24 protein-coding genes are annotated in these 23,789 nt (G+C 48.0%); 10 read left to right on the top strand and 14 right to left on the bottom strand.

The features are described from left to right. Positions 1-223: 223 nt before the first annotated feature. The 3 genes from zntB to smrA form a co-directional block, all read right to left on the bottom strand. Positions 224-1,207 (bottom strand): zinc transporter ZntB, encoded by a 984-nt coding sequence (gene zntB, locus NAZ64_RS01030; RefSeq protein ID WP_000387373.1) that lies wholly within the window; start codon positions 1,205-1,207, stop codon positions 224-226. Positions 1,208-1,352: 145 nt separating this feature from the next. Continuing rightward, the gene (locus tag NAZ64_RS01025) at positions 1,353-2,507 is read right to left on the bottom strand and encodes a methyl-accepting chemotaxis protein (protein ID WP_094915043.1); all 1,155 of its coding nucleotides are present in this window, start codon (positions 2,505-2,507) and stop codon (positions 1,353-1,355) included. Between the two features lie 410 nt (positions 2,508-2,917). After that, complete coding sequence (gene smrA, locus NAZ64_RS01020) at positions 2,918-3,481, bottom strand: DNA endonuclease SmrA (RefSeq protein WP_001046799.1); 564 nt, start codon at positions 3,479-3,481, stop codon at positions 2,918-2,920. A gap of 257 nt (positions 3,482-3,738) precedes the next feature. On the opposite strand from smrA, the gene ogt reads away from it, so the two are divergent. From ogt to uspE, 3 genes are all read left to right on the top strand, one after another. After that, on the top strand, positions 3,739-4,254 hold the full coding sequence (gene ogt, locus NAZ64_RS01015; RefSeq protein ID WP_023203164.1) for a methylated-DNA--[protein]-cysteine S-methyltransferase: 516 nt from the start codon (positions 3,739-3,741) through the stop codon (positions 4,252-4,254). A 195-nt stretch (positions 4,255-4,449) separates the two neighbouring features. Next, a complete protein-coding gene (fnr, locus tag NAZ64_RS01010) occupies positions 4,450-5,202 on the top strand; it encodes a fumarate/nitrate reduction transcriptional regulator Fnr (protein ID WP_000611914.1) in 753 nt (250 codons plus the stop codon). Between the two features lie 150 nt (positions 5,203-5,352). After that, positions 5,353-6,300, top strand: a complete 948-nt coding sequence (uspE, locus tag NAZ64_RS01005) for a universal stress protein UspE (protein WP_001262138.1) — start codon at positions 5,353-5,355, stop codon at positions 6,298-6,300. Positions 6,301-6,354: 54 nt separating this feature from the next. On the opposite strand, the gene NAZ64_RS01000 is transcribed toward uspE, so the two are convergent. Then, positions 6,355-6,609 (bottom strand): DUF2534 family protein, encoded by a 255-nt coding sequence (locus NAZ64_RS01000; RefSeq protein WP_000605645.1) that lies wholly within the window; start codon positions 6,607-6,609, stop codon positions 6,355-6,357. Positions 6,610-6,847: 238 nt separating this feature from the next. Between NAZ64_RS01000 and NAZ64_RS00995 the strand changes: the two genes are divergently transcribed. Beyond that, positions 6,848-7,879 (top strand): mechanosensitive ion channel family protein, encoded by a 1,032-nt coding sequence (locus tag NAZ64_RS00995; RefSeq protein ID WP_000493665.1) that lies wholly within the window; start codon positions 6,848-6,850, stop codon positions 7,877-7,879. Between the two features lie 81 nt (positions 7,880-7,960). Here the strand turns inward: NAZ64_RS00995 and NAZ64_RS00990 are convergent, their stop codons facing one another. Continuing rightward, entirely contained in the window at positions 7,961-8,563 is a 603-nt protein-coding gene (locus NAZ64_RS00990; RefSeq protein ID WP_000163373.1) for a helix-turn-helix domain-containing protein, read from the bottom strand. 43 nt (positions 8,564-8,606) lie between these two features. Here NAZ64_RS00990 and NAZ64_RS00985 point away from each other — a divergent pair, with 43 nt between their 5' ends. Together NAZ64_RS00985 and NAZ64_RS00980 are read left to right on the top strand one after the other, a co-directional pair. Then, positions 8,607-9,293, top strand: a complete 687-nt coding sequence (locus NAZ64_RS00985; protein WP_220569869.1) for a B3/B4 domain-containing protein — start codon at positions 8,607-8,609, stop codon at positions 9,291-9,293. 27 nt (positions 9,294-9,320) lie between these two features. Then, positions 9,321-9,659, top strand: coding sequence for an antibiotic biosynthesis monooxygenase family protein (locus tag NAZ64_RS00980; protein WP_000051812.1), 339 nt, complete (start codon positions 9,321-9,323; stop codon positions 9,657-9,659). A gap of 105 nt (positions 9,660-9,764) precedes the next feature. Here the strand turns inward: NAZ64_RS00980 and NAZ64_RS00975 are convergent, their stop codons facing one another. From NAZ64_RS00975 to zirU, 4 genes are all read right to left on the bottom strand, one after another. Next, positions 9,765-10,322 (bottom strand): redoxin family protein, encoded by a 558-nt coding sequence (locus NAZ64_RS00975; protein ID WP_001062618.1) that lies wholly within the window; start codon positions 10,320-10,322, stop codon positions 9,765-9,767. A gap of 95 nt (positions 10,323-10,417) precedes the next feature. Next, positions 10,418-11,242: a ZirS family two-partner secretion-like system exoprotein gene (locus NAZ64_RS00970; protein ID WP_001527813.1), complete on the bottom strand. Its 825-nt coding sequence runs from the start codon at positions 11,240-11,242 to the stop codon at positions 10,418-10,420. A 26-nt stretch (positions 11,243-11,268) separates the two neighbouring features. Further along, complete coding sequence (gene zirT, locus NAZ64_RS00965; RefSeq protein ID WP_220569866.1) at positions 11,269-13,251, bottom strand: two-partner secretion translocator ZirT; 1,983 nt, start codon at positions 13,249-13,251, stop codon at positions 11,269-11,271. A gap of 74 nt (positions 13,252-13,325) precedes the next feature. Further along, on the bottom strand, positions 13,326-14,171 hold the full coding sequence (gene zirU / locus NAZ64_RS00960) for a two-partner-like secretion system exoprotein ZirU (RefSeq protein ID WP_220569865.1): 846 nt from the start codon (positions 14,169-14,171) through the stop codon (positions 13,326-13,328). Positions 14,172-14,466: 295 nt separating this feature from the next. Here zirU and NAZ64_RS00955 point away from each other — a divergent pair, with 295 nt between their 5' ends. After that, positions 14,467-15,324 carry a GyrI-like domain-containing protein gene (locus NAZ64_RS00955; RefSeq protein WP_077248414.1) on the top strand — a complete coding sequence of 286 codons (858 nt, stop codon included), beginning with the start codon at positions 14,467-14,469 and terminating at the stop codon, positions 15,322-15,324. A 389-nt stretch (positions 15,325-15,713) separates the two neighbouring features. Further along, positions 15,714-16,823 carry a hypothetical protein gene (locus NAZ64_RS00950; protein ID WP_220569912.1) on the top strand — a complete coding sequence of 370 codons (1,110 nt, stop codon included), beginning with the start codon at positions 15,714-15,716 and terminating at the stop codon, positions 16,821-16,823. Positions 16,824-17,036: 213 nt separating this feature from the next. On the opposite strand, the gene NAZ64_RS00945 is transcribed toward NAZ64_RS00950, so the two are convergent. Together NAZ64_RS00945 and NAZ64_RS00940 are read right to left on the bottom strand one after the other, a co-directional pair. Then, the gene (locus NAZ64_RS00945) at positions 17,037-17,273 is read right to left on the bottom strand and encodes a YgdI/YgdR family lipoprotein (protein WP_001168016.1); all 237 of its coding nucleotides are present in this window, start codon (positions 17,271-17,273) and stop codon (positions 17,037-17,039) included. A 128-nt stretch (positions 17,274-17,401) separates the two neighbouring features. Next, entirely contained in the window at positions 17,402-17,992 is a 591-nt protein-coding gene (locus NAZ64_RS00940) for a TetR/AcrR family transcriptional regulator (protein WP_220569864.1), read from the bottom strand. A gap of 77 nt (positions 17,993-18,069) precedes the next feature. On the opposite strand from NAZ64_RS00940, the gene bdcA reads away from it, so the two are divergent. Then, positions 18,070-18,783, top strand: a complete 714-nt coding sequence (bdcA, locus tag NAZ64_RS00935) for an SDR family oxidoreductase (protein ID WP_020839314.1) — start codon at positions 18,070-18,072, stop codon at positions 18,781-18,783. Between the two features lie 90 nt (positions 18,784-18,873). On the opposite strand, the gene NAZ64_RS00930 is transcribed toward bdcA, so the two are convergent. Together NAZ64_RS00930 and NAZ64_RS00925 are read right to left on the bottom strand one after the other, a co-directional pair. Next, positions 18,874-19,743: an aldo/keto reductase gene (locus NAZ64_RS00930; RefSeq protein WP_000456772.1), complete on the bottom strand. Its 870-nt coding sequence runs from the start codon at positions 19,741-19,743 to the stop codon at positions 18,874-18,876. A 277-nt stretch (positions 19,744-20,020) separates the two neighbouring features. Continuing rightward, complete coding sequence (locus tag NAZ64_RS00925) at positions 20,021-20,926, bottom strand: LysR family transcriptional regulator (protein WP_076935234.1); 906 nt, start codon at positions 20,924-20,926, stop codon at positions 20,021-20,023. 118 nt (positions 20,927-21,044) lie between these two features. Between NAZ64_RS00925 and NAZ64_RS00920 the strand changes: the two genes are divergently transcribed. Next, positions 21,045-21,974 carry an aromatic alcohol reductase gene (locus NAZ64_RS00920; RefSeq protein ID WP_220569863.1) on the top strand — a complete coding sequence of 310 codons (930 nt, stop codon included), beginning with the start codon at positions 21,045-21,047 and terminating at the stop codon, positions 21,972-21,974. A 59-nt stretch (positions 21,975-22,033) separates the two neighbouring features. Here the strand turns inward: NAZ64_RS00920 and NAZ64_RS00915 are convergent, their stop codons facing one another. After that, complete coding sequence (locus NAZ64_RS00915; RefSeq protein ID WP_001216560.1) at positions 22,034-23,647, bottom strand: peptide ABC transporter substrate-binding protein; 1,614 nt, start codon at positions 23,645-23,647, stop codon at positions 22,034-22,036. Positions 23,648-23,789: the final 142 nt, after the last annotated feature.

Below are 23,789 nucleotides of genomic sequence, written 5' to 3'. Positions count from 1 at the left end.
ACAGGCAAAAAAAAGCCGACTAATCTAAGTCGGCGTCGTACGAATCAATTGTGCTATGCAGTAATTCAAAAAAGGAAGTAAGACAATATGGAGCGCAACGCCCATCGCTTGACGTTGCATTCACCTGCGAGAGAGATATTGCCCCGAATAGGTAGATGGTTTATTGACTTCGCTCAAATTTCTCGGCGTTTTTTCATACGAAATGGCCTGAAAAGCGCTTTTGTTACAACCATTTACTGCGATGCAACCATAAAGTAACACCACCGATCAGGACAACTAACAGAATACAAAACAGAGAAAAGCCGAACCGCCATCCGCCGCCGGGAATACCGCCCAGGTTAACGCCAAATAACCCCGTTAAGAAGGTGCTGGGCAGAAAAACCATCGCCATAAGCGACATGGTATAAGTTCTGCGCGCCAGAGACTCCTGCATCACCTGGGCAATTTCATCCGCCATGATGCCAGTACGCGCGATACAAGCGTCAATTTCATCCAACCCCCTTCCCAGCCTGTCGGCGATATCCTGCATTCTGCGCCGGTGATCGTCGCTCATCCACGGCAGCCGTTCACTCGCAAGCCGGGCATAGACGTCGCGCTGCGGCGCCATATAACGGCGCATAACAATTAGCTGTTTACGTAGCAATGCGAGGAAACCGCGCGGTGGGATTTGCTGGTCGAGAAGATTATCTTCCAGATCGATAATTTTATCGTGTAGCTCTTCAATAAATTCACTGGCGTGATCGGTTAACGCATCGCACACATCCACTAACCAGCCGCCGCAATCTACAGGCCCGGTGCCCTCCTGCAAATCACTGACCACATCGTCGAGCGCCAGAACCTTTCGCTGACGGGTAGACACAATGAATCGTTCGTCCATATATAAACGCATTGCTACTAATTGATCCGGGCGTTCGTCAGTACTGCCATTAATACAGCGCAGCGTAATGAGCGTCCCTTCCCCCATACGACTTACGCGCGGGCGCGAGCTTTCACCAGCCAGCGCATCACGCACGTTATTGGGGAGTAAAGGCGTTGAAGCCAACCAGCGGGCGCTGTCCGGGTGGGTATAATTAAGATGTAGCCAACAGGGATGCTGACTATCGATCACATCATTATCTTCGAGCGGTTTTACTCCACCACGACCATCCAGTAGCCATGCGAAAACGGCATCCGGCACGTTCACATCCGATCCCTTAATGGCTTCCACAGCGCCTCCACGTTACAACTCTCATGCCGTTAGTCTAGCTTTCGGGAAAGGTTAAGCAATCTCTCATTTTCTCATTGCGCAAAAAGAATGACGGGAACGTGCGAAAAAAGTGCCTTAGCAACAGGCGCTTACCAAACATGTATTATCAGGCCTGGCCGCGCCTGGTGATGGTCGAAAGAGATGATACATGAGAGCGTGTCAGCGCATGTTCACTGTAACCCGGCTGGCTTAAACGAAATTTGTCGGTTTTAGTCTGTAACTCGATCACCTGCGCCTTTAAAACATCCGAAGAAGCAGATAGCGCTTCAACCATTAAGACATTGCTATGGGTTGCGCTTTCCAGATCGCTCAACGCCAGGGTTATCTGGTTAATGCCTTTTTCCTGCTCCCGCGTGGTGGTGGAAATTTCACTCATCAGCACGTTTAATTGCCCGGAGCCGCCAACAATCTCCTGCATATTTTTTTCAGCCTCTTGCACTATGGCGGCCCCCTGCCGCACATTGTCATGCGTAACGTCGATCAGCGCCTTGATACTTTTTGCCGCCTCGGCGCTACGATGCGCCAGATTACGCACTTCCCCGGCCACCACGGAGAAACCTTTTCCATGATCGCCCGCCCGCGCAGCCTCTACCGCCGCGTTAAGCGCCAGAATATTAGTCTGGAATGCGATACCGTCAATCAATGAAATAATCTCCGTCATCTGCGAGGCACAGTCGGTAATAGAACGCATATTTTCTGTAACCCGCCCCATTAATTCACCGCCTTTACGGGCGCATTGGGTTGCACAATCCGCCTGTATGCTCGCCATTCGGGTATTATCCGCATTGTTTTTGGTACTCGCCGCCATTTCATCCATACTGGCGGCAGTTTGAATTAACGAGGCCGACTGCTGTTCCGTCTTTACGGATAGCGACATACTGCGCGCCGCCAGTTGTTCGGAAAGGGTCATTGCCGTTTGCGAAGAGGATCTGATTTCGCGTACCAGCGCGGAAATATTATCCGACAGGCTATTAATCCCGGGGATGAGTCGCCCGGCGCAATTATTGCCAAATTCGGAGATATGAATAGACAAGTTTCCTGCTGCGACCTCTTCAATACTTTTCTTCACGGTATTAATTGGCACTACCAGATAGCAGGTCATATACCACCAAAGCAGTAATGCCGAGATCAGATAAATGATATTACACGTAATTAAAATAGGGAGATCGTGCAGAAAAGCTATTTGTAAAGTATCCACCAAAAGAAACGTACATACCATGAATAGAATAATGCATGTCCTGACGCTGATATTTCTCAACATTTTTGACGGCCTACAACCAGGATAGGAGACAGGTTTTATTTTTATAGCATTTCAGATACCTATTGCCATTCGTTTCTTTGACATTCTCCATATTCAATACCAGACCATCGCCATTTCCCTTAGTGCAACAGATAAAATCACCTATATTCGCTATGCCAGGATATTCATCCATCCATATTGACAAGTGATGTACTTATCACCATTTTCTGCTTAACAGTTAAGTCGAAAGCCAGTATATTTTAATAGACGCTTAAATAAGCGAATGACTGTTTCTCCGTATTATTACCGCGGACAGCGTTATCGCCCGTTCTCTTGCAGAATCCTGAACATTTGGATGAGGCGTTATATCAGGCATAAAATCGGGTTCGCGCGAGCTTGCGCTGGCGGTCCTGTCCGCCAGCGGCAACGATTTACCGACTACGCTTCGCATGGCGCTCCCAGTTATCCTGTTTAGCCTGCACCGTTTTACGTAACGCGACATAACATGCCCCGCCGCCGCCATGGTGCGGCAGCGCCGAACAATAAGCCTGTACATCCTCAAACTCTGTCAACCAGCGGGCCACATAGCTTCGGACGATATTGGCATGCGACTTCGCCTCTCGCCCTTTACCATGAATGATCAGGACATTACGCAACCCCTCTTTCTGCGCCTCCAGGATAAAACGAAACAGCATTTTTCGGCACGTTTCGACCGGCTGGCGTAACAAATTGAGGCTGGCCTGCTGAGGGTATTTCCCACTGCGTAACTTGTCGATGACACCCTGCTGCAATCCTTCCCGACGAAATTCCAGCGGTTCATTCAGCGGCAGAATATCCAGAAAGCCCGTCGTCAGGAAATTATCAAGCTGAAGCGTGTCGATACGCTGGGGCGTTTTAAGATTACGCGTTGGCTGCCAGTGTACATCAGTATGGCGTTTCAGCGGCTGGACATCCTCCATGGCGTCAAGAAACAGCGCTTTATCGTCAAGGTTCATGGTTCATCCTCCAGCGTTTTTGCGACTGCCGTTATCATAACCGTGCCCTGTTATAGCGACAACGGTTTACAGTTATTTCCAATAACAGCGACAATGTAAGGCAATTAACCGCCTCGCCCGGCTCTCTTTTTCTCCGCCAACGATATTACTGTCGCTAAATGTGTTATCCCTGACTATCTTTTAAGGAGTATGGTTGCGGGTATTCCTGGCATGATATCTTGTCTCTTACGTTAGATTAAGACGATGTGAGAGAACGGATGCTGAGATTACTTGAAGAGAAGATAGCCACGCCATTAGGACCGTTATGGGTGGTTTGCGATGAGCAGTTTCGACTGCGGGCCATTGAGTGGGAACAGTACCGCAATCGTATGGAGCAACTGCTAAATATCCACTACCGTCACGAAGGCTATGAACGCGTTTCTGCGACTAACCCCGGTGGACTCAGCGATAAGCTTGCAGATTATTTTGCAGGCAATCTCGCCGTAATTGATACCCTGGAAACCGCCACGGGGGGCACACCTTTTCAACGGGAAGTATGGCAGGCGTTGCGCGCTATCCCCTGCGGGCAGGTGATGCACTATGGTCAACTGGCGGCGCAACTGGGACGACCGGGCGCCGCACGCGCAGTCGGTGCTGCGAATGGCGCGAACCCCATCAGTATTGTTGTTCCCTGCCATCGCGTCATCGGGCGTAACGGCACTCTGACCGGATACGCCGGTGGCGTGCAGCGAAAAGAGTGGCTATTACGCCATGAAGGCTATCTTTTATTATGAATATACAGGCAAAAAGTGCCTTATCGGTCACACTTTTATGTAAAGCAACAACAAATAAATTTCGTATTTTCAAATAGATAAAAATATTCATCAAACTTATACTTGAATTATTCCTTCTCCGGGATAGCTCAGACTTACGCGCTCACCAAAAAGATGTTAAAATTGACAAATATCAATTACGGCTTGAGCAGACCTATGATCCCGGAAAAGCGAATTATACGGCGCATTCAGTCTGGCGGTTGTGCTATCCATTGCCAGGATTGCAGTATCAGCCAGCTTTGCATCCCGTTCACACTTAACGAGCATGAGCTTGATCAGCTTGATAATATCATCGAGCGCAAAAAGCCCATTCAGAAAGGGCAAACTCTGTTTAAAGCAGGTGATGAATTGAAATCGCTCTATGCTATCCGCTCCGGAACGATTAAAAGCTACACCATTACCGAGCAAGGCGATGAGCAGATTACTGGATTCCATTTAGCAGGCGACCTGGTGGGTTTTGACGCCATTGGCAGCGGTCATCATCCGAGCTTTGCGCAGGCGCTGGAAACCTCAATGGTATGTGAAATACCCTTTGAGACACTGGATGACCTGTCCGGCAAAATGCCTAACCTGCGTCAGCAAATGATGCGTCTGATGAGCGGTGAAATTAAAGGCGATCAGGATATGATCCTGTTATTGTCGAAGAAAAACGCCGAAGAACGTCTGGCTGCGTTTATTTACAACCTGTCCCGCCGCTTTGCGCAGCGTGGTTTTTCACCGCGTGAATTCCGCCTGACGATGACCCGTGGCGATATCGGCAACTATCTGGGCTTAACGGTCGAAACCATTAGCCGTCTGCTGGGGCGTTTCCAGAAAAGCGGTATGCTGGCGGTGAAAGGTAAGTATATTACTATTGAAAACAGCGATGCGCTGGCGGCCCTCGCCGGTCATACCCGCAACGTCGCTTAAACGTCAGCTAAACCATTGATGTTATCTTCTGCCATATCGTTAAATTTTTCTCATTTATTGATCTGGCAGAAGCGCTTCCTCTGTTTCATTCACCATATTTGAGTTACTCTTTAGTTACAAACTGCGATGACAGTTGTAAGGAGACCCTGTATGGCTATGTATCAAAATATGCTGGTGGTCATCGATCCCAATCAGGACGACCAACCCGCATTACGGCGAGCAGTTTATTTGCATCAACGGATTGGCGGCAAAATTAAAGCTTTCCTGCCTATTTACGATTTCTCGTATGAGATGACCACCCTGCTTTCTCCTGACGAACGCACCGCAATGCGTCAGGGCGTAATAAGTCAACGCACAGCCTGGATACGTGAGCAGGCGAAATATTATCTTGAAGCCGGTGTCCCCATTGAAATTAAAGTGGTCTGGCACAATCGTCCCTTTGAGGCCATCATCCAGGAGGTTATCGCCGGCAGTCACGATCTGGTGTTGAAAATGGCGCATCAGCACGATCGACTGGAAGCGGTCATTTTTACCCCTACCGACTGGCATTTGCTGCGTAAATGCCCAAGTCCCGTGTGGATGGTCAAAGATCAGCCGTGGCCAGAGGGCGGCAAAGCCCTGGTCGCCGTGAACCTGGCAAGCGAAGAGCCCTATCATAATGCTCTCAACGAAAAGCTGGTAAAAGAGACCTTACAATTGGCGGAGCAGGTTAATCATACCGAAGTGCACCTGGTCGGCGCCTACCCCGTTACGCCAATCAATATCGCCATTGAGCTGCCGGAATTTGATCCCAGCGTGTATAACGACGCCATCAGAGGCCAGCATTTACTGGCGATGAAAGCGCTGCGCCAGAAATTCAGCATCGATGAAAAAGTTACGCATGTAGAAAAAGGCTTGCCTGAAGAAGTTATCCCGGATCTTGCCGAACATCTCCAGGCGGGGATCGTTGTGCTTGGCACCGTTGGACGTACCGGACTCTCGGCCGCGTTTCTGGGGAACACGGCCGAACAGGTCATTGACCATCTGCGCTGCGACCTGTTAGTCATTAAGCCTGATGAATATCAAACACCGGTTGAACTGGACGACGAGGACGATTAATCCCTCTTGCGTCCTGCCGGATGGCGCTGCCATCCGGCCAATACCTCATTCCTGTTACTCATCTCCGCCGAGGAAATAGATCCCCAAAGGAATCGCCAGCAGAATAGTGAATACCAGACTGTAAACGAAAATCATTGCCGACTGAATGGCATACATAGAGCTTGTCCACTCGGACAGTGGAATATGATATTGCTCAATCACACCGCCGATAGTCGCGCGCGTTACCACCGATGCCGCAACGATAAACACTGCCAGCAGGCATAACAGAAATTTTTTCCCCTTCGCCGATTTCAGCTTCATCATGATCATAGTATTGTCCTTTACAGATGACTTTGTTACCTGATAGCAACAATACCATGACAATCACGCGATGTCTGCTCCATAAAATGTGACATTGTATTTACATAAAAAGTAAACCGCTGAGATTAAAGCTGATAGCACTATTTCTTCTTTTTACTTATCGATGATCTACGCGTTTATCCTGGGTAAAATACCTGTTAATCAGGTCATTCTGAGCTGTTATCGTAGGAAGGAGCGGAAAACAATAATGTTCACTGAATTTTTTCTCAAAAACGCATTTAATCTGGCGATACTTTTCAGTTGCGGTATGGCGTTGCTGGTCGTGAGATTTTGGCTCAGCCGTAACGTACAGTGGAAGAAAGGATTCACGTTCCATGCGGCACAGTTTTTTATTTATGCAATTATTATTGGGACCATCGGGAGCATCCTGAATAATGCTATCGAAGATTATAATTTGCGTTTTATCTCTTCCGGGGTCATTGATTTTATCTGCACCTCACTCATTGCGCTTATTCTGACGATAAAACTTTTCCTGATTATTAACCAATTTGAAAAAGCACAGGTCAATAAAGGTAGAGATGTGACCAGTACCCGTATTCTGGCACGGGTCATAAAAATAACCATTATTGTCGCGATTGTCTTACTGTATGGCGAACATTTTGGCATGAGTCTGTCCGGTCTGCTGACCTTTGGCGGTATCGGCGGTATCGCTGTTGGTATGGCGGGCAAAGATGTCCTGAGCAATTTTTTCTCCGGTATTATGCTCTATTTCGATCGCCCCTTCAGTATCGGAGACTGGATTCGTTCTCCTGACAGAAATATCGAAGGTACGGTCGCCGAAATCGGCTGGCGAATTACACGAATTAACACATTCGACCACCGCCCGTTGTACGTGCCTAATTCCGTCTTTTCATCCATTAGCGTTGAGAATCCGGGACGGATGACCAACCGTCGAATAAAAACGGTTATTGGATTACGTTACGAAGATGCCGACAAAATTGGCCTCATTGTTGACGCTATCAGAAACATGCTGCAGGCGCACAGAGATATCGATCAGAAACAGACGCTGTTGGTCTATTTTAATGAATTCGCCGACTCTTCGCTGAATATTATGGTGTATTGCTTTACCAAAACAACAGTATGGCAGGAATGGCTTGCCGTACAGCAGGATGTTTACCTGAAAATTATTGCGATTGTCCAGGAAAACGGCGCTGACTTCGCCTTCCCAAGCCAGACGCTCTATATCGATGACCCGGAGGCCGCGCCTGCGACAAAATAAAAGATAGCCGGTGCCCGATAAGCGTTATCGGGCACCGAGGCTTCCCTGTCCGGATGACGAGTTGTTAGCACCTTACGGTGATCAACGGCTCTTTTCATTCACCGTCATGGTAAATTCAAGCACCTCATTAGTGTCGTTAACGTAGGCATGAGGCATGTCGGTTCTGGCTACAGCGGAGCAGCCCTCCCGAATAATAAAGCGTCTACCATTGACTGTTAATGTCAGTGTTCCCTGATTAACAAACAGTAATTCACAGGTGTCTGCCGGATGCCCTGGCGATTCAAACTGTTCACCAGGATGCATTATCCATTGCCAGAGTTCCAGCATATCCGGCCCGCTGGTTCCCGCCATCAGTTTTGCGCTGCCGCCTTTCTCGCCGCGCCACAACACCGGAATAGCATCCCGGTCGATAAGATGGACCATCGGCTCGCTGGCGACGTTGACAACATCCGCCACGGACACTCCCATTGCCGCCGCGATCTTACATAACAGCGCAATGCTTGGATTGGCTTTACAGCCTTCAATTTCCACCAGCATTCCTTTACTGACGCCGGAACGCCGCGCAAGCTCATCCAGCGACATCTTTTTTTGGCTACGAAATTGTTTGATACGTTGGGAAACAGCTTCATTTATTGTGCTGACGTCGGCGCCCGCCGTGGTCGATAAGTTGACTTTTTTGGTCATTGGTCGATATCATAGAAGAAAATAGTCATTACAGGATTATGCGATGTCTTCTATGTTACCGTCAATCAGCCCGGAACTGGCCCGTATCGCTCCCGGCTTTCGTGCATTAAGTATTAATGTTATTGCCGCTCCGGTTCGCGATGCGCAGGTCGGAGAAATCGCGCTAAAAGAGGCCTGTCAGGCCGTAATTAACGGCCAACCGACGTGGGCACAGGCGCATATAGACGCCTGGAATGCGGTGTTTAAAGCATTCGGCGCAAAACCAAAGCGCACCCCCTGCTCGGCTGAAGCGCTACGAAAACGCGTGTTGAAGGATGGAACAATGGCGGCGCTGGACCCGGTCGTTGATCTTTATAACGCGGTGAGCCTGCGCTATGCCGTACCGGTAGGCGGCGAAAATAGCGCGGCTTATTGTGGATCGCCGCGGCTGGTTTTCGCAGACGGTAGTGAAACATTTGATACTCTGAAAGAAGGACAACCCGCCACCGAGTCGCCAGAACCGGGCGAAGTTATCTGGCGCGATGACAGAGGCGTCACCTGTCGGCGCTGGAACTGGCGTCAGGGAGTACGTACCCGACTAAGCGCTTCAGATAAAGCGATGTGGTTTATCCTTGAAAGCTTGCCGGAAATGCCGGTTGATGAATTGTACGCGGCAGGAAACATGCTGACTGACGGCCTTGAAAAAATGATGCCAGGTTTACGTTTTGAATCCACGTTGATGGGTGTTTGATTGATATTGCGTAACAGGAGAAATACCATGTCGCTGTTTCTGACAAGTTTTATTTTCGAAAAAAAAGAGTACGACGAAGAGTTTTATCAACTGGATGGCTGGATTGAGCGCTATACACAGTCTATTGATGGCTATATTGGGATGGAAAGCTATACCGATGCCGCCAGCGGAAGAATGGTTAATAATTATTACTGGCAGACCCGCGAATCAATGGAGCTATTGATAAATAATTTACAGCACCAGCAGGCCAAATCACAAAGTCATAAGTGGCTTTCCGGTTACCAGACGATTATTGCAGAAATTCAGGGGTGCCATAACGTTAACCTGCCCCATCCGCTGGCATCATTTTCAGTTCCTTATGCGTGATGCAATAGTATATGTATTAAATGTGGGGGCACACAAGAGAATGCCTGCGCCCCTGCATTGCCGGTTATTCGGTTCTCTGTGCAGGGGCGGTGCTGATATAAGTGATTAGTAAACAGGAAGATGAGTGATATCTCGTGGTACACTAACACGCGTAACCACATTGTTTTCATCGCACTCTATCAACGCTCTGGCAAAAATACTGAGCTCATTAATTTTCAGCCCGGAATTATCCAAAAACTGGCGGCAAGCGTAGTCAGAAAAAAAGGTTATGCCGGGATGAATATCATGTTCCCGAATAAAACGAGCCTGAGCAAATGGCGTATCCATACTCAGCACATATACCGCCCGGTTTGAGTGGCTACCCGCTGATTTAAGGCGGTCACTATAGTCTTTTACCTGCCATTCACAAACCGGCGTATCCAGTGACGGGACGACAATAATCCGCTTTTTTATCCCCGGGATACAGTAACCCGGTAATAAATTATGGCTCACCAGCCCCTTTGTGCAGGGTAATGGTTTGCCTTCAGCCAGTATACCGGGTTTGAGGGTCAGCTGCGTTTTGCCAAAGGTGACAGCGTGTTCCTGACCCAATGAGATATAATCTTGTGTTGTTGCTGGTGTCATAAAAAGTTCTCCTTTTAACGTTTGTATTATTTTAGCCATAATAATTATTTAGCAATCTACTAAAGAACCAAGTCAACATCCATAATAAGAGCAGTGAAATAAAAGCCAACCCATTATTCATTGCTGTTTTTACTCTACTTTTTTATTGTCCCGGAGATAGTAAATTTATCTTTAATCAATTCCCCAAAATATTTATATGTCAATTTCAACTCTCCATTTGAACCTCCATTATAAGTTACCGTCTGAAGATACTCTCCGGGATTACCCCCGGCTTTGATATCGCATCGACTATTCCAACTTCCTGTTGAAAAATGCCCACACTGGAGATTGAGATTAGATATGGGGTTATTATTTATATCTTTAACAATAATTTTCACAACAGCACTCTCTCCTGGCATCAGTAAAGATTTATCTGCACTAATGACAGATAAATCTTTACTCAATTTAACTATACGTTTTGTTTCAATAGAATGGAGTTCAGAAACCATCGGCACAGGCGTATATCCTGGTGCTGAGACCATATCTGTTTCGTTATAATGCTCAATTCTTATCTTCGAACCTACATTATCCTCGCTGATAACAATTTCATATTTACACGGCTTTTCACGTAGAAGCTCATGCTGTGAGTCATCTTTCTCAACGCGATAATACGTACATACTGTGGTAGCCGTTTCATTAGCTTGATATTTTTCAGAATCAAGATCACTGACTCTCCCAACCATTCTTGCTTTTAAAAGCATGCCTGGTATAGGTATATATGATTCAAAATATCCATAATACCCATTCAATTCCAACCCATAATCACTCAACGGCGAACTAGGCCTGTGCCCAACGCTCGGCGCCGTAGGAGGAGAAAACATCCCGACGGTTGCCGCGGACGTTGTCGACGAATCCGCCAAGACGCTTATCGGCGCAGCCGCCAGAAGCAGGCTATAGATAATAAGATTATGTTTCGACATACGCACTGTTGATCCTTTTTAAAACATTAATTCGCATCAGATGCTGCGGTAGAACTCTTAGCATTTTCTTTATCAGAAATAATTCTGACGCGAATATATTTATTCTGTAGCGATTCCCCGTTAAGGCTATAAGGGATAAGCCAGGTGGCTTTTGTCGCCCCCGGTACGGATTGCCAGGATTTCATTTCATCCGAGATTTCCCACTGATAATTAAACGCATCAGTACAGTCCGTGTTATTTATACAAAGCGTTCTGGCTCGCATTTCCGTTCCGACGACTGGCGCGGTAACGCTTCCGTTGGCTTCTTCAGTACCCGGCGTAAAAAGCACCTCCACAGAAGTGACCTTCTGCGCAATACTGTCTGACTGCGCTTGTAGTAGTACGGTACCCTTCACCGGATGTTTATCGTCTGGTCCGCTTGCTTCAATATGTAATTTGAGCGAGCGGGCATCATCGCCGATATGGGTCACCAGAACCCGTTCAACCCAATGGCCGTCACGCTCTCTACCACCGAGCGCTTTAAATGCCAGACCCGGCGTATCTGATTGATACTTAATATTACGTGGTTTGAGCGACGCCCACTCCTCTTCAGAGCGCTCGCGCACGTAGTGCCACTCAATAACCTTCCCCTCTTCTCCGGCGGGAAGCGGCGTACTGACAACAAAGTTGCCATCCTCAACCTGAACATCGTCATTGATAACATTTATCCAGGAACGGAAACTGGTCTCATCCTGTGTCACCCTTACCGGGATACGCTCGGAGGTCACGCGAGTACCCCGGCTGTCAGTCACCGTTAAATAAAGGCTATACTCCTGACCGTCGGTCGCCGTCAGCGGAAGTTGTGGAAGGATAAGGCCGCTGCCCAGACTCCCCTGAAGCTGGAGCCCGGCGAGAAGCTCCGCATCACCCGACCACTCAACCTTCTCAATCGGGTAACGGCTATCTACCGTCGCCATTAATGTCACCAGCCTCCCGGACAGGCCTGACACTGGCATTGCCGTAATGCGGATTTTACTGGCCTGCTCCCGATACGCCATGACGATATCGTAATTACGATCGACAAAGGCACGCCGATTAGTCGTATTTGACGGCGCCCCAACGTTGCGGTAATCAAGCTGTTCATGTAACGGCGTACCGAAGGAATAGTTGACTCTCAGACCGCCCTCAGCCTGCGATCCGCCGTTACCGGCGTCCCGATATCCTGCTCTGACCTCAAGCAAGGGGACAGGATTCCAGACCAGAGCCGCACCTGCGGCGCGGGGATTCCGGCTTAATGTACCGTTACCCAATAGATCAACTTTATCCCCGTAATACTGTTCATATGTCAGCTCGCCACTGAACCAGGGAAAATCGGGGAGCGTGCCTTTTGTTCGCAGATCAAAGCCATATGCCGGACGCTCATCATGTAATTCATGAACTGCTGACGTTTTCCAGCCGGTGAGAGGGAAATAATAGTTGCCGGAAAAGGCCAGACTGTCTTTATAGACTTCCCCGCCAATGCCGCCACGTAAGTGGGAATAACGGATGTCGGCATCCAGAAACGTATTGACGCCGAGCAGCCATCCATTGACCTCCTGGCGGTAACCCACACCAACGTTAGCATAGATGCGGCCATCGAAACTGCTGCTGTCGTGGTCGCGAAAGCCAAGCTGGCCAAAGAGTAAAGACGATGTCGTTTCCTGGACGGGAATAAACATATCGAACTCTGATGAACGATATTTCGCGCCATCTTCAAGATTGACGCCACCACGGAAAATAATCTCCGGAAAAGCGCTCTTCATCCCCTCGTTCACCAAATGATTAGCGGCTTGCCCTGGTAATGCCTTTATTTTTCCTTTGGCATAATCCTCCAGCGTCCCCTCCTGCAGATGCGGAGAAATAGACGATGCCGTCCCCGCAATCCACGACTGAATTTCATTATCGCTATCAGCAATGACCGGGAGTGGAATCTGACTGGTAACAATGGCCCAGGTTATATATTTAGTAATGGGTTTTTTAGAAAAAACCACTTTATTGTCTCCTGCTATATCCCCCTGCCTGGCAGAGGGAGTATTTAAATAAGAGGTTTATTTAGCGATAACCATCAGCGACGGATAGCGCGTTTATTCTCCGGCGTGGCTTTCGTCGTTTTAGGCGTAACGTGGACACGGAACAGTTTATTCTGCTCAGTTCCCTTAATAATATATTTATGCTTTTCAGCGTTGGTATTATTCAGATCGGTGAACTTATTTGGTGTCCCGGCATCCGCCATCTGCCAGGTAAAGTTATAATTACTGACCTCACACTCAGCCGCCGCTGTGGCGGCACATTCCAGTACCGCTTCAAGGGTGCCGCCCACCACTGGAGTGTTGGCGTCATTGGTACCGTTGAGTTCATCAGTTGGTTTACCACTTTCATTCACCACATTGATAGTGACAGAACGTAGCTTATTAGAAATTGTACCGTCTGCGGCGGAGTCGCCGCCCACCCCAGAAGATGCAGAAGTTAATAAGACAGTGGCAGGCAAGAATGCACTATCCGGCGTCCCCGTTGCCGTCTTAATCCGGTAAACGATTTTAATTTTTTTACCGCCTGCATCAGCAGGAATGGTAAAAGCCGTCCCGGTTGCCACCGGGGTTCCAGAAGGATCGGCGGCCTCATTATCCACCAGATACCATTTAATATCGTCGGCATTATTCATTTTATCCAGCGATAAGGGATCCCCATCCTCATCCCTAATAAAAACATCCGCTATCTGGAGGGTTGAACCGGTCGTCAGTTCCCCAGACACTTCTATCTTTTTTGCATTAGTAGTTGCCACAGGACGGTGACCAACAGAAGCAGGCGTAGCAGAAGAAGCCATATCATTGGCTCTGATATTCGCCACCGCCTCTACTGAGACCACGGATGCACAAATCGCTAAAGCTAATAAAGATTTTTTGAAGTACAAAACAATTCATCCCTTTTATTAAATCATTAGAAATAATTATGAGATTTATAATCTCACGGGCTAAAAATTCAGGATTATTCAATCATTTTAACCGCCTGTGAAATTATGCCCTTCGCCATGCCAATTACTTAGCTTTACTGGCAAAAGCCGATCTCCAAGTGTAAAGTTTATTCAGAAACGTCAAGCAATTTAAATCTTTCTTGTTTTGCCAGAAAAGCTAACAACCCCCACTGGTTTAATAACACAGTATGTCAAACACCTTAAATGTTTATATTTTCGGCTTCAATAAAGAGGAATGATGATGAAAAGAGCCATAATAGTCTCAGTATTAGAGCAAATAGAAAAAAATCTTGAAGAGAGGATTGATATTGAAAAGTTGGTTGTTATAACAGGTTATTCGCGAAGGAGTTTGCAGGATTTTTTTAAAGAAAAGTGTGGCGTCTCTATCGGAAAATATATCAGACAACGCAAGTTGAGCAGAAGCGCCACTCTGCTAAAGCTGACCTCTCAGTCGGTCACAGATATCGCGTTCAGAATGGGGTTTGATTCAGTGCAGTCCTATAGTCGAGAGTTCAAAAAAACATTTGGCGTCAATCCCAATAACTATCGCAAGGCTGATTTCTGGGATCTCAGAAACCTACGGCCTCCTTACTGGCTTGACTGTGATGAGCATTATCAGTTCGAAATTTGTCAGCTTACGTCAAAAGAAATTTTCGGATTTCAAACATCTCATCAGATCGCAACAAATGACCTTCCTAAAAAAGCGTCGCCTATAAAATGGAAAATCATTCATGAGACGCTCAGAACGTGGGGCGAAAATGTGTATTGTCTCTCGTCTTTTAAGCCGGATAATACCAAAGACCAGGTCATCGCCGTAAGCAGTTTTTTTGGTATGGAACATAATTCCGTCGATGGAGGCAAAATACCCATGTCGAGGGTAATAAAATGTGGTAAATATGCAAAATTCCATTTCGTTGGTCATAAGGAACAATATCAACAATTTTCCAATACAATATATATGTGTATATTGCCAAAACTGAATCTTATCAGGAGAGAAGGAGAAGATATTGAATACTTCCATTTGGCATCCGTCCAAAAGCAACAGAATAATGAATCCATTGTCGATCTTTATTATTACATCCCTGTACTGTAATGACGTTGTACCATCCACGTATTTCATCTGAAAAGCCTTCTCTTTTCAGAGCGGTAATAAAACTCTCAGTATTGATTCTGATAAAATAAGTGACTATTAAATAAATTAACGTTTTGAAAGGATTGAGAAAATAACTTGCGTGCACGCGACGCCGTGGACAGATTTCTGACAGTACTGTACGGTGTAGTGATCAGGTAATATTGGCTACAGTTTACGGTAAAAGCAAAGTCCATACTTTAACTATTAATGGGAGTATGCTGGCCGGGCGGCTTGCGGGGCCCTCATGCTCCCACATCTATAATGTTGATATGATTACATTCTCTCTATACTTTACTGTGCTAACCTTTTATCTCGTTGAGATAACGTTTAATTAAAATACTCTCTTTTTGATGTACATTATAAGAGGAGACATTATTCATATTTTCGAAATCAGGGCAGACGATATGTATACAACCATCAGAAACACAGCGCTAGCAATGGTAGCTTGTTTTTCGTATATCGCACATGCCAGTACCCACCCTCCTCTTATTATCACCAGGGGAGCCGGAGGAGACGCCTCCGGAGCCACAGTCATTCATGATAATTGGCGGCATGGCACTCCTGACCTGGTCAATCTTACCGATATCCCCATAGATAAAATCAGACCAGAAAAATACAGTTGCGTACTGATTATTGGGCAAGGAGCTATAAAAGAGATGCTTCATGCGAACAATGCCTCAGCAATACTTTCCGGAAAAACTGTTGGTCTTTATACTCATCTGATCGATCAGAACACGCTCAGATTACTTCGGAAATTGCAGAACAAAGTGAGATTCAATCTCTTTTTTACCCGCTCGCAGATAACTCTACTAAAACTAAGGAACATTTCAGAATATAATTTTTTGAGTTCTAAAGTAAATAATGTCTGGGGACAAGACTCACTAGCAATTGAAACAGTGGCACCTGACAGGGGTAATATACCGGAAAAAGCGCTTCCCCTCAAAACAACGGATTATGTGATCTGGCTGGGTGGAAACTATACTACCTCTTCTGGTACGCAGCGTATCTTCACAAACGATCAGATTGTTGTAGCCCTGAAACCACTACATAATGTTATTTCACCAAATGCATCGATTGCTATTATGCTTTCACCACGTTTTTTTGATAATAGCATGAGTAAAGAAGCAAAAGTTAAACGACTGAAGGCAGTGCTTAACACCTTTTCGCGAAACAGGGTCACATTTTATATGAGTAAGGAGATGCTTGCTAATCTGAAAGAATTTGATTTGCCTGTTCAACTATCCCCTTCTTACGCAGAGCTGATGCGAATGCCCTGGGCCAGCGCTACCCAGCATTTTGCTTCTGTGGATCAATATAACCTGTTTGCTGATCTCATACCTAAAGTCACGCCATTTCTTCTTGAACCGAATGATGCCGATCAAGCTCTCTATGCGACGGATTATCTTAATACCCGGCGTGTAAGTCTGACCCAAAATATTCTTAACCATGGTTGTGACTAAATAAAACGCGCAGAATCCGGGATAGTTAGCAATCCAAAACAGACCGTTATCCATGAGTACTGTTTATCTTCACTATACAGGGAACAACCAAATAACTGACGACACAAATCAAGCCGAGACCCTGTATTCGGCTATACAGGCGCTCTATTCAATTCAGGCACAGAAACAGTCCGGTACCCATACTGGACACGGCCTCCCAACTGCTTTAGCGCATTACCAGTCCAGCTTCGATGCGCCTTCTGTCGTCTGCACTATTTCACTGGTTTTAATGACGCGATGATAACCATAAGCATCAGCGTATTTCGTCATTCCGGTTGCGGTGTCAACCTCTGGCTTACCCTGCGTTTCAATAATCTCTCCCGTCCGGGTCGTCATGGTATAGGTCGTTGTACATCCGGCTAGCATCAACACTGATAAGCTAAGTACCGTAATAAGACTACATTTTTGCATCTCTCGTTTCCCTGACACCTCTATTTTTGATGTACTTTACCGAATACCGCAACGGCAAGATGGATGATTAGGGCTATTGCTCCCTGTTTGCCCGTATCTGATTGGCTCAGGTTTTTTGATGCGCTGCGTTAATCCGGCAGTAATCGCTCCAGCACATCTCCAACCAGAAGTACGCTCTCCTGAAGACGCTCCAGGCTATACCCCGCTCGCGCCTTGGCGGAAAGTCCCGCCATTAGCGTCCCCATAAAGTCCGTCATCCGGTCAGCCTCTTGCGGATACCGCATGGCGACATAAGTGCGAATCAGGTTTTCAGCAGCGATGTAAAACTCGCAGGCGGCCTCTCGTGCCGGTTTATCGTTACAATGAGCGCCCTCCAGAACCAGACATCCGGTGGCATCAGGATCGGCAGCGTAACGTCTTGCCGCTTCCATTAGCACATCGATAAGGCACTTCGCGGTCGGGCGATCGTGACGCAGAAGCGCCCCGAGCGGAATCGCGTCGGTCATCCTGTAACGTTTTAATACGCGAGTATACAGCCCCAGCTTGCTACCAAACGCCGCATAGAAACTGGGAGGATTGATCCCGAACGCTTTTGTCAGATCCGCTACGCTCACCGCGTCGTAGCCGCGCGAATGAAATAAGTGTTGAGCGGTTTCAATGGCTTGCTCCGGATCGAACTGGCGAGGGCGACCCGGCGTTCGGCTATGTTTTGTAGTCATTACTACATAACTCCTTGACGGCATGATTTCATTACGCATATTGTAGTGACTACTACAATATCATAAAGGACATCCTGATGACGCTATTTCGCAACAAATCTGTACTGGTTTTAGGGGGAAGTCGTGGTATCGGCGCGGCTATTGTACGACGCTTTAGCGCTGACGGCGCATCGGTCGTTTTCAGCTACGCCGGATCGCGTGAAGCCGCCGAAAAACTGGCAGCGGAAACTGGAAGCACCGCCATCCAGACGGATAGCGCCGATCGTGATGCCGTCATCAGCCTCGTGCGTGAGTACGGACCGCTGGATATTCTGGTCGTCAATGCGGGCGTCGCTCTCTTCGGCGATGCGCTGGAACAAGATAGCGATGCGATAGATCGTTTGTTCCGCATTAATATCCATGCGCCTTACCATGCGTCAGTCGAAGCAGCCCGCAACATGCCGGAAGGTGGACGCATTATTATTATCGGTTCCGTGAATGGCGATCGGATGCCCGTACCGGGAATGGCCGCGTACGCCGCCAGTAAATCAGCCCTGCAAGGGCTGGCGCGCGGCCTGGCCCGTGATTTTGGCCCCCGCGGGATTACGATAAATGTGGTGCAGCCAGGCCCCATTGATACCGACATCAATCCGGAAGATGGCCCCATGAAAGAGCTGATGCACAGTTTCATGGCGATCAAACGACACGGAAGACCTGAAGAAGTGGCTGGAATGGTGGCATGGCTTGCCGGTCCGGAAGCCTCTTTCGTCACCGGCGCGATGCACACCATCGATGGTGCCTTCGGCGCCTGACGGCCAGGCGAATATCATACGGTTGCCGTCTACGCTCCGGCAACCGTGTTAGAAGCTGTTCATGCGAGAAAACATCCGCAAGCGCCGGGATCAATCGTGGATTTTAACGCCAAGACAACCGCGAACAAATTCGGGATTAAAATGCTTCACCGCTTCGCCAACATAGCCTAAATCAAGTGTGTTGATTTGAGCCATTTCGTTATCCGTTAGTGAGAAATCCCAGATGGCAAAGTTCTCTTCAATACGTTCCTGTCGAGTGGATTTAGGAATAACCGTGACGCCACGCTGCACGTTCCAACGCAGGACAACCTGCGCGATGGTTTTTTGATGGGCATCGGCAATCCTTTGAAGCATTTCATTTTCATACGGTTTATGTCTCCCGCCGCCTAACGGCGCCCACGCTTCAGGCTGAACGTTATAATGCTTCATGGTTTCCAGCGCAGCGGGTTGTGCAAAGTATGGATGCAATTCGACCTGGTTTACCATTGGCGTAATTCTGACGGTTTCACAGAAGTTGGCTAACACATGCGCATAGAAGTTGGACACGCCAATGGCTTTTAGTTTACCGGCTTCATAAGCGTCTTCCAGCGCGCGCCACGCACTAAAATAATCGCCCATTGCCTGATGCAATAAATAGAGATCAAAATAATCTAACCCGGATTTTTTCAGCGACGCTTCAATACCTGCTTTGGCCAGATCGTAGTTAGCCATATCTTGCACCCACAGTTTAGAAGTAATAAATAACTCCTCACGGGTACACAGGCCTGTCGCGATGGCTTCACGAACAGCATCACCAACGGCATCTTCATTGCCGTATACCGCAGCGGTATCGATAAGACGATAACCGCTGCGAATAGCGCTTAACACTGACTGCTGACATTCTTCTTTGTCGGTTACCTTAAAAACGCCAAAACCCACCATAGGCATTTTAAGGTTGTTACTTAATATTGAATATTCCACGCTAAAGCACCCTTTCGTCGTAAAGACGCCATGATAAGAGCAAAAGACAGGTACAATGAGTATTGTTAAATCCGATTATATTTATACAAAAAGTTCATTAATAACAGTTGTACAGATTTTTTATTGCATCCAAACGTTCAGTGCTTGCTATATACTCGCCGTGTAGCCCCCTGTTTGATAATGCCTTTTACTTATGCGTCAAAAACCAGTACCGTCATTTTGACCGTCTGTGAAAAAGTTTTCTGAACAGGCAATGCGATATCCGGAATAATATTTTTTAGCGAAGAGGCTCCGGCTGGCTCAGCGCCGTTTTGCACCAGTCATAAAAAGCGCGTACCGCAGGCGGCAGAAACCTGTTTTGCGGATAGACCAGCGCAAGCGGCAAATCATAAGAATGGTTGTCCATGCAGGTCACCAGCGCCCCGCTGTGCAGATACGGCGCAACCAGATAGCTGGCGACGCGAATTAACCCCAGCCCCTGTATTCCGGCCTGAATATAAGCGTCCGTATCATCGACAACCAGCGTCTCCTGCATCCGCATCGCGTAATCCTCCCCCTCACGCGTAAAAAACCAGTCGGTGGTACGCCCGGTGCGGTGGTTCAGGTAGCCGACCGCATGGTGTTTTTGCAGATCATCTAAATTTTCAGGGCTACCGTAACGCTCAATGTAAGTGGGCGATGCTGCTATCACCCAGTTAAAACTGGCGAGCGGACGGGCAACCAGCGTGGTGGAATCATCGATCCTGCCGGCCCGAATTACGCAGTCATACCCTTGCAGGATAATATCCTCCACGCTATCGCTGGAACAAAGTATCAGCTCCAGCTCCGGATACTGGCGCAAAAAGGCCGGGAGCATGGGAATAATGCAATGCCGGGCGAGAGATTGCGGCATCCCCACTTTAAAACGCCCTTTGGGTTGTGCCGCCCGGCCGGGAAATGACGACTCCATGGCCGCGATATCTGCCAGCACTCTTTTGCACTCTTCGTAGTAACGCCGCCCCTCTGCGGTCACACTAAGTTTGCGAGTTGTACGTTGCAAAAGCTGAATCTTAAGCCAAGATTCCAGTTCTTTAACCACCCGCGATACCGTTGAGCGCGGCACGCCCAGCACTTCGGCGGCTCTGATAAAACTATGGGTATCCACTACGCAAACATAGACCTGCATCGCTTCCAGCTTGTCCATTTTCCCCCCGCCAATTATCCCATTTATCAGAACAGTCTAACCCGTCTTCGGCGTCTTATCGAACGCAGATCCCTGACGTAATCTCTATCTACAGGTGAATCAACACAGAGAGGGGCAAATGAAACAATCCAATAATCAGGTGGGTGAAAAAGTATTGGTGCTGGGCGCGGGACAACTGGGGGCGTCAGTGCTGGCGTCGTTGGTTCCGGCGGTCACACAGCGTAATGGTTCCGTTTGCGTTATTGTGTCAGGGCGATCCAGGGATAAACAGAGCAAACGACGTTCCAGCATTCATCAACAACTGGCAGATGCCGGTGCGCGGTTTATCCCGGTCGACATCGCGGGCAGTTCGGTTGCAGCGTTAAAAGATCAATTCCGCGTTTTTGATACGATCATCAATTGTATGGGGTTTGTCGCCGGTGCGGGTACCCAGATAAAAATCACCCGCGCGGTACTGGAGGCGGGCGTTAAGCGCTATTTCCCCTGGCAGTTTGGCGTGAATTACGATGTGGTCGGCAAAGGCAGCGGCCAGCCGGTGTGGGACGAACAGTATGACGTCAGGACGTTTTTGCGCGAGCAAAACGTCACAGAGTGGGTGATTGTTTCAACCGGTATATTTACCTCTTTTCTCTTCGAACCGGCCTTTGATGTGGTCAACTTAGCCCAAAAAACCATCAATGCCCTCGGCGGATGGGAAATGCAGGTCACCGTCACGTCGCCTGCGGATATTGGTCGCCTGACCACTGAAATTTATCTGCATCAGCCGCGTATCACTAACGAAGTCGTCTTTGTTGCGGGGGAAACGACCTCTTATGCAAAACTGGCGGAAACGGTCGAACGCGTGACGCAGCAAACTTTTACCCGAGGCGTATTGACGCTACCTGACTTACAGGAGCAGCTCCGTTTACATCCGCATGACCCAATGCTGCGCTATCGCGTCGCCTTCGCGCGTGGTGACGGTATGTGGTGGCCGATGAGTGACACCTGGAATGCACAACATCATCTGCCGACACAGGATATTGCCGCCTGGCTGAAAACACAGCAATGAGAACGGCGGCATCAGGCGGCGGGCGTGGTTACCTTTCATCAAAAGGCAACCAGTACGCATCAGTGCTTCACAATATACATCGTACGGCTATAGGCCACATCTTCCGGGTTAGTAATGGGGTATCCCTTTACCCACGGTTTAATTAACCGGCCATTGGTATACTGATAAATAGGCGCTATAGGCGCTTGTTCCGTTAAAATTTTCTCCGCTGCATTGTAATCCGCGTTACGCGCTTCGGCGGTATTTTCCATCGTCGCTTGCGTCAGGATTTTGTCATAAGTCGGATTAGTAAAGCGTGAAATATTCCCCGTATGCGTGGACGTTAATAAGGATAAGAAAGCCGACGGTTCGTTGTAATCCCCCACCCAGGAGGCGCGAATAACATCAAAATTACCGGTATTCCGGCTGTCGATATACGTTTTCCACTCCTGGTTTTGCAATTTCACATCCACCCCCAGATTTTTCTTCCACATTGACGCCACCGCAATCGCGATTTTCTGATGGTTTTCTGAGGTATTGTAAAGCAGGGTTAATTTAAGCGGCTTCTGCGATCCGTAGCCTGCTGCACGCAGCAATGTTTTCGCCTGGGCATTAAGTTCTTCCTGGCTCATTTGTTCAAACGGTGAAGGATCGGGCTTAAATCCTGCCGTGACATCCGGTGTAAAATGCCAGGCCGGTTTTTCACCGGTACCTAAGACTTTTTCCGCCATCAAACGGCGATCAATGGTCATACTTAGCGCCAGACGAACGCGGGAATCCGCCGTCGGCCCTTTCTGCGTATTAAACGCATAATAATAAGTCCCTAATTGCGGCGGCGTATAAACTTGCCCTGGAATATCCTTCAATAATTTCTGGTACATATTTTTAGGGAAAGATTCGGTGATATCAATATCACCGGCAAGGTAACGTTTCGTCGCAGCCGATTCCTGGTTAATGGGTAAAAATGTCACTTTTTGCAGTACCGTTTTCGCGTTATCCCAGTAATGCGTATTAGGCACGACCACCAGTTTTTCATTTACCACGCGCTCTTTAAGCACATACGCACCATTGCCGATCAGTTTTCCCGGCTTCATCCAGTCTTTACCGCTTTCAACATTCGCTTTTTGGACCGGATAAAAGGCAAAACTGGCGGTCAGACTGGCAAACCAAGGCAACGGCTTGTCAAGCTGAATACGCAAAGTGTGCGCGTCCACGGCACTGACGCCAAGCTGATCCGGCGTGGCTTTACCGTCGATAATGGCTTGCGCATTAGTGATGCCAGCCAGAGCGGCAAACCAGGCGAAGGGGGAAAGCGTTTTGGGATCAACGAGACGTTGCCAGCTATAGACAAAATCCTGGGCGGTCACCGGCGTTCCATCGGCCCATTGCGCATTATCCCGCAACGTAAACGTCCAGATACGATTATCATTGCTCTTCCACTGGCTGGCGACGCCAGGGATAATTTCACCCTTTTCGTTCTGGTTAACCAGCCCTTCAAATAGATCGCGGATCACCTGAATTTCAGGCAGCCCAACGGCTTTCGCTGGATCTAACGAAGCGGGCTCATCTTTGATATGACGCACCAGTTCTTGTTTCTCTGCCAGTACCGTTCCGCCGGGAACATCCGCAGCATATGCCAGTGAAAAGCTGCTAACCAACAGCGCACAACAGGTTACTGAAACAGAATGCCTCATAGAAGTTCCTCAAAGATGAGTTAAATGACAACGTAATTATTTGTTTCAGCAGAAAGAAATGCAATTATCTTCCGCCAGAAAGTTGATATCGCGCCATACAAGAGGGTAAATAGAAACCATTTGATAATCGGCGGGTTTTACA

Source organism: Salmonella sp. A1325, assembly GCF_056991255.1.
Note: the sequence above shows the minus strand (reverse complement) of the source record. Positions and strands in the feature narration are given on the sequence as shown.

Excerpts from the sequence above, each read along its gene's own strand:
- NAZ64_RS00925 (WP_076935234.1), bottom strand. The coding sequence starts at position 20,926 with ATGGACAAGCTGGAAGCGATGCAGGTCTATGTTTGCGTAGTGGATACC.
- NAZ64_RS01025 (WP_094915043.1), bottom strand. The coding sequence starts at position 2,507 with ATGTTGAGAAATATCAGCGTCAGGACATGCATTATTCTATTCATGGTA.
- NAZ64_RS00995 (WP_000493665.1), top strand. The coding sequence starts at position 6,848 with ATGTTCACTGAATTTTTTCTCAAAAACGCATTTAATCTGGCGATACTT.
- NAZ64_RS00915 (WP_001216560.1), bottom strand. The coding sequence starts at position 23,647 with ATGAGGCATTCTGTTTCAGTAACCTGTTGTGCGCTGTTGGTTAGCAGC.
- bdcA (WP_020839314.1), top strand. The coding sequence starts at position 18,070 with ATGACGCTATTTCGCAACAAATCTGTACTGGTTTTAGGGGGAAGTCGT.
- NAZ64_RS00975 (WP_001062618.1), bottom strand. The coding sequence starts at position 10,322 with ATGGCTAAAATAATACAAACGTTAAAAGGAGAACTTTTTATGACACCA.
- NAZ64_RS00940 (WP_220569864.1), bottom strand. The coding sequence starts at position 17,992 with ATGACTACAAAACATAGCCGAACGCCGGGTCGCCCTCGCCAGTTCGAT.
- fnr (WP_000611914.1), top strand. The coding sequence starts at position 4,450 with ATGATCCCGGAAAAGCGAATTATACGGCGCATTCAGTCTGGCGGTTGT.
- smrA (WP_001046799.1), bottom strand. The coding sequence starts at position 3,481 with ATGAACCTTGACGATAAAGCGCTGTTTCTTGACGCCATGGAGGATGTC.
- NAZ64_RS00945 (WP_001168016.1), bottom strand. The coding sequence starts at position 17,273 with ATGCAAAAATGTAGTCTTATTACGGTACTTAGCTTATCAGTGTTGATG.
- NAZ64_RS00980 (WP_000051812.1), top strand. The coding sequence starts at position 9,321 with ATGTCGCTGTTTCTGACAAGTTTTATTTTCGAAAAAAAAGAGTACGAC.
- ogt (WP_023203164.1), top strand. The coding sequence starts at position 3,739 with ATGCTGAGATTACTTGAAGAGAAGATAGCCACGCCATTAGGACCGTTA.
- NAZ64_RS01000 (WP_000605645.1), bottom strand. The coding sequence starts at position 6,609 with ATGATCATGATGAAGCTGAAATCGGCGAAGGGGAAAAAATTTCTGTTA.
- NAZ64_RS00955 (WP_077248414.1), top strand. The coding sequence starts at position 14,467 with ATGATGATGAAAAGAGCCATAATAGTCTCAGTATTAGAGCAAATAGAA.
- NAZ64_RS00950 (WP_220569912.1), top strand. The coding sequence starts at position 15,714 with ATGTACATTATAAGAGGAGACATTATTCATATTTTCGAAATCAGGGCA.
- NAZ64_RS00970 (WP_001527813.1), bottom strand. The coding sequence starts at position 11,242 with ATGTCGAAACATAATCTTATTATCTATAGCCTGCTTCTGGCGGCTGCG.
- NAZ64_RS00920 (WP_220569863.1), top strand. The coding sequence starts at position 21,045 with ATGAAACAATCCAATAATCAGGTGGGTGAAAAAGTATTGGTGCTGGGC.
- uspE (WP_001262138.1), top strand. The coding sequence starts at position 5,353 with ATGGCTATGTATCAAAATATGCTGGTGGTCATCGATCCCAATCAGGAC.
- NAZ64_RS00990 (WP_000163373.1), bottom strand. The coding sequence starts at position 8,563 with ATGACCAAAAAAGTCAACTTATCGACCACGGCGGGCGCCGACGTCAGC.
- NAZ64_RS00985 (WP_220569869.1), top strand. The coding sequence starts at position 8,607 with ATGTCTTCTATGTTACCGTCAATCAGCCCGGAACTGGCCCGTATCGCT.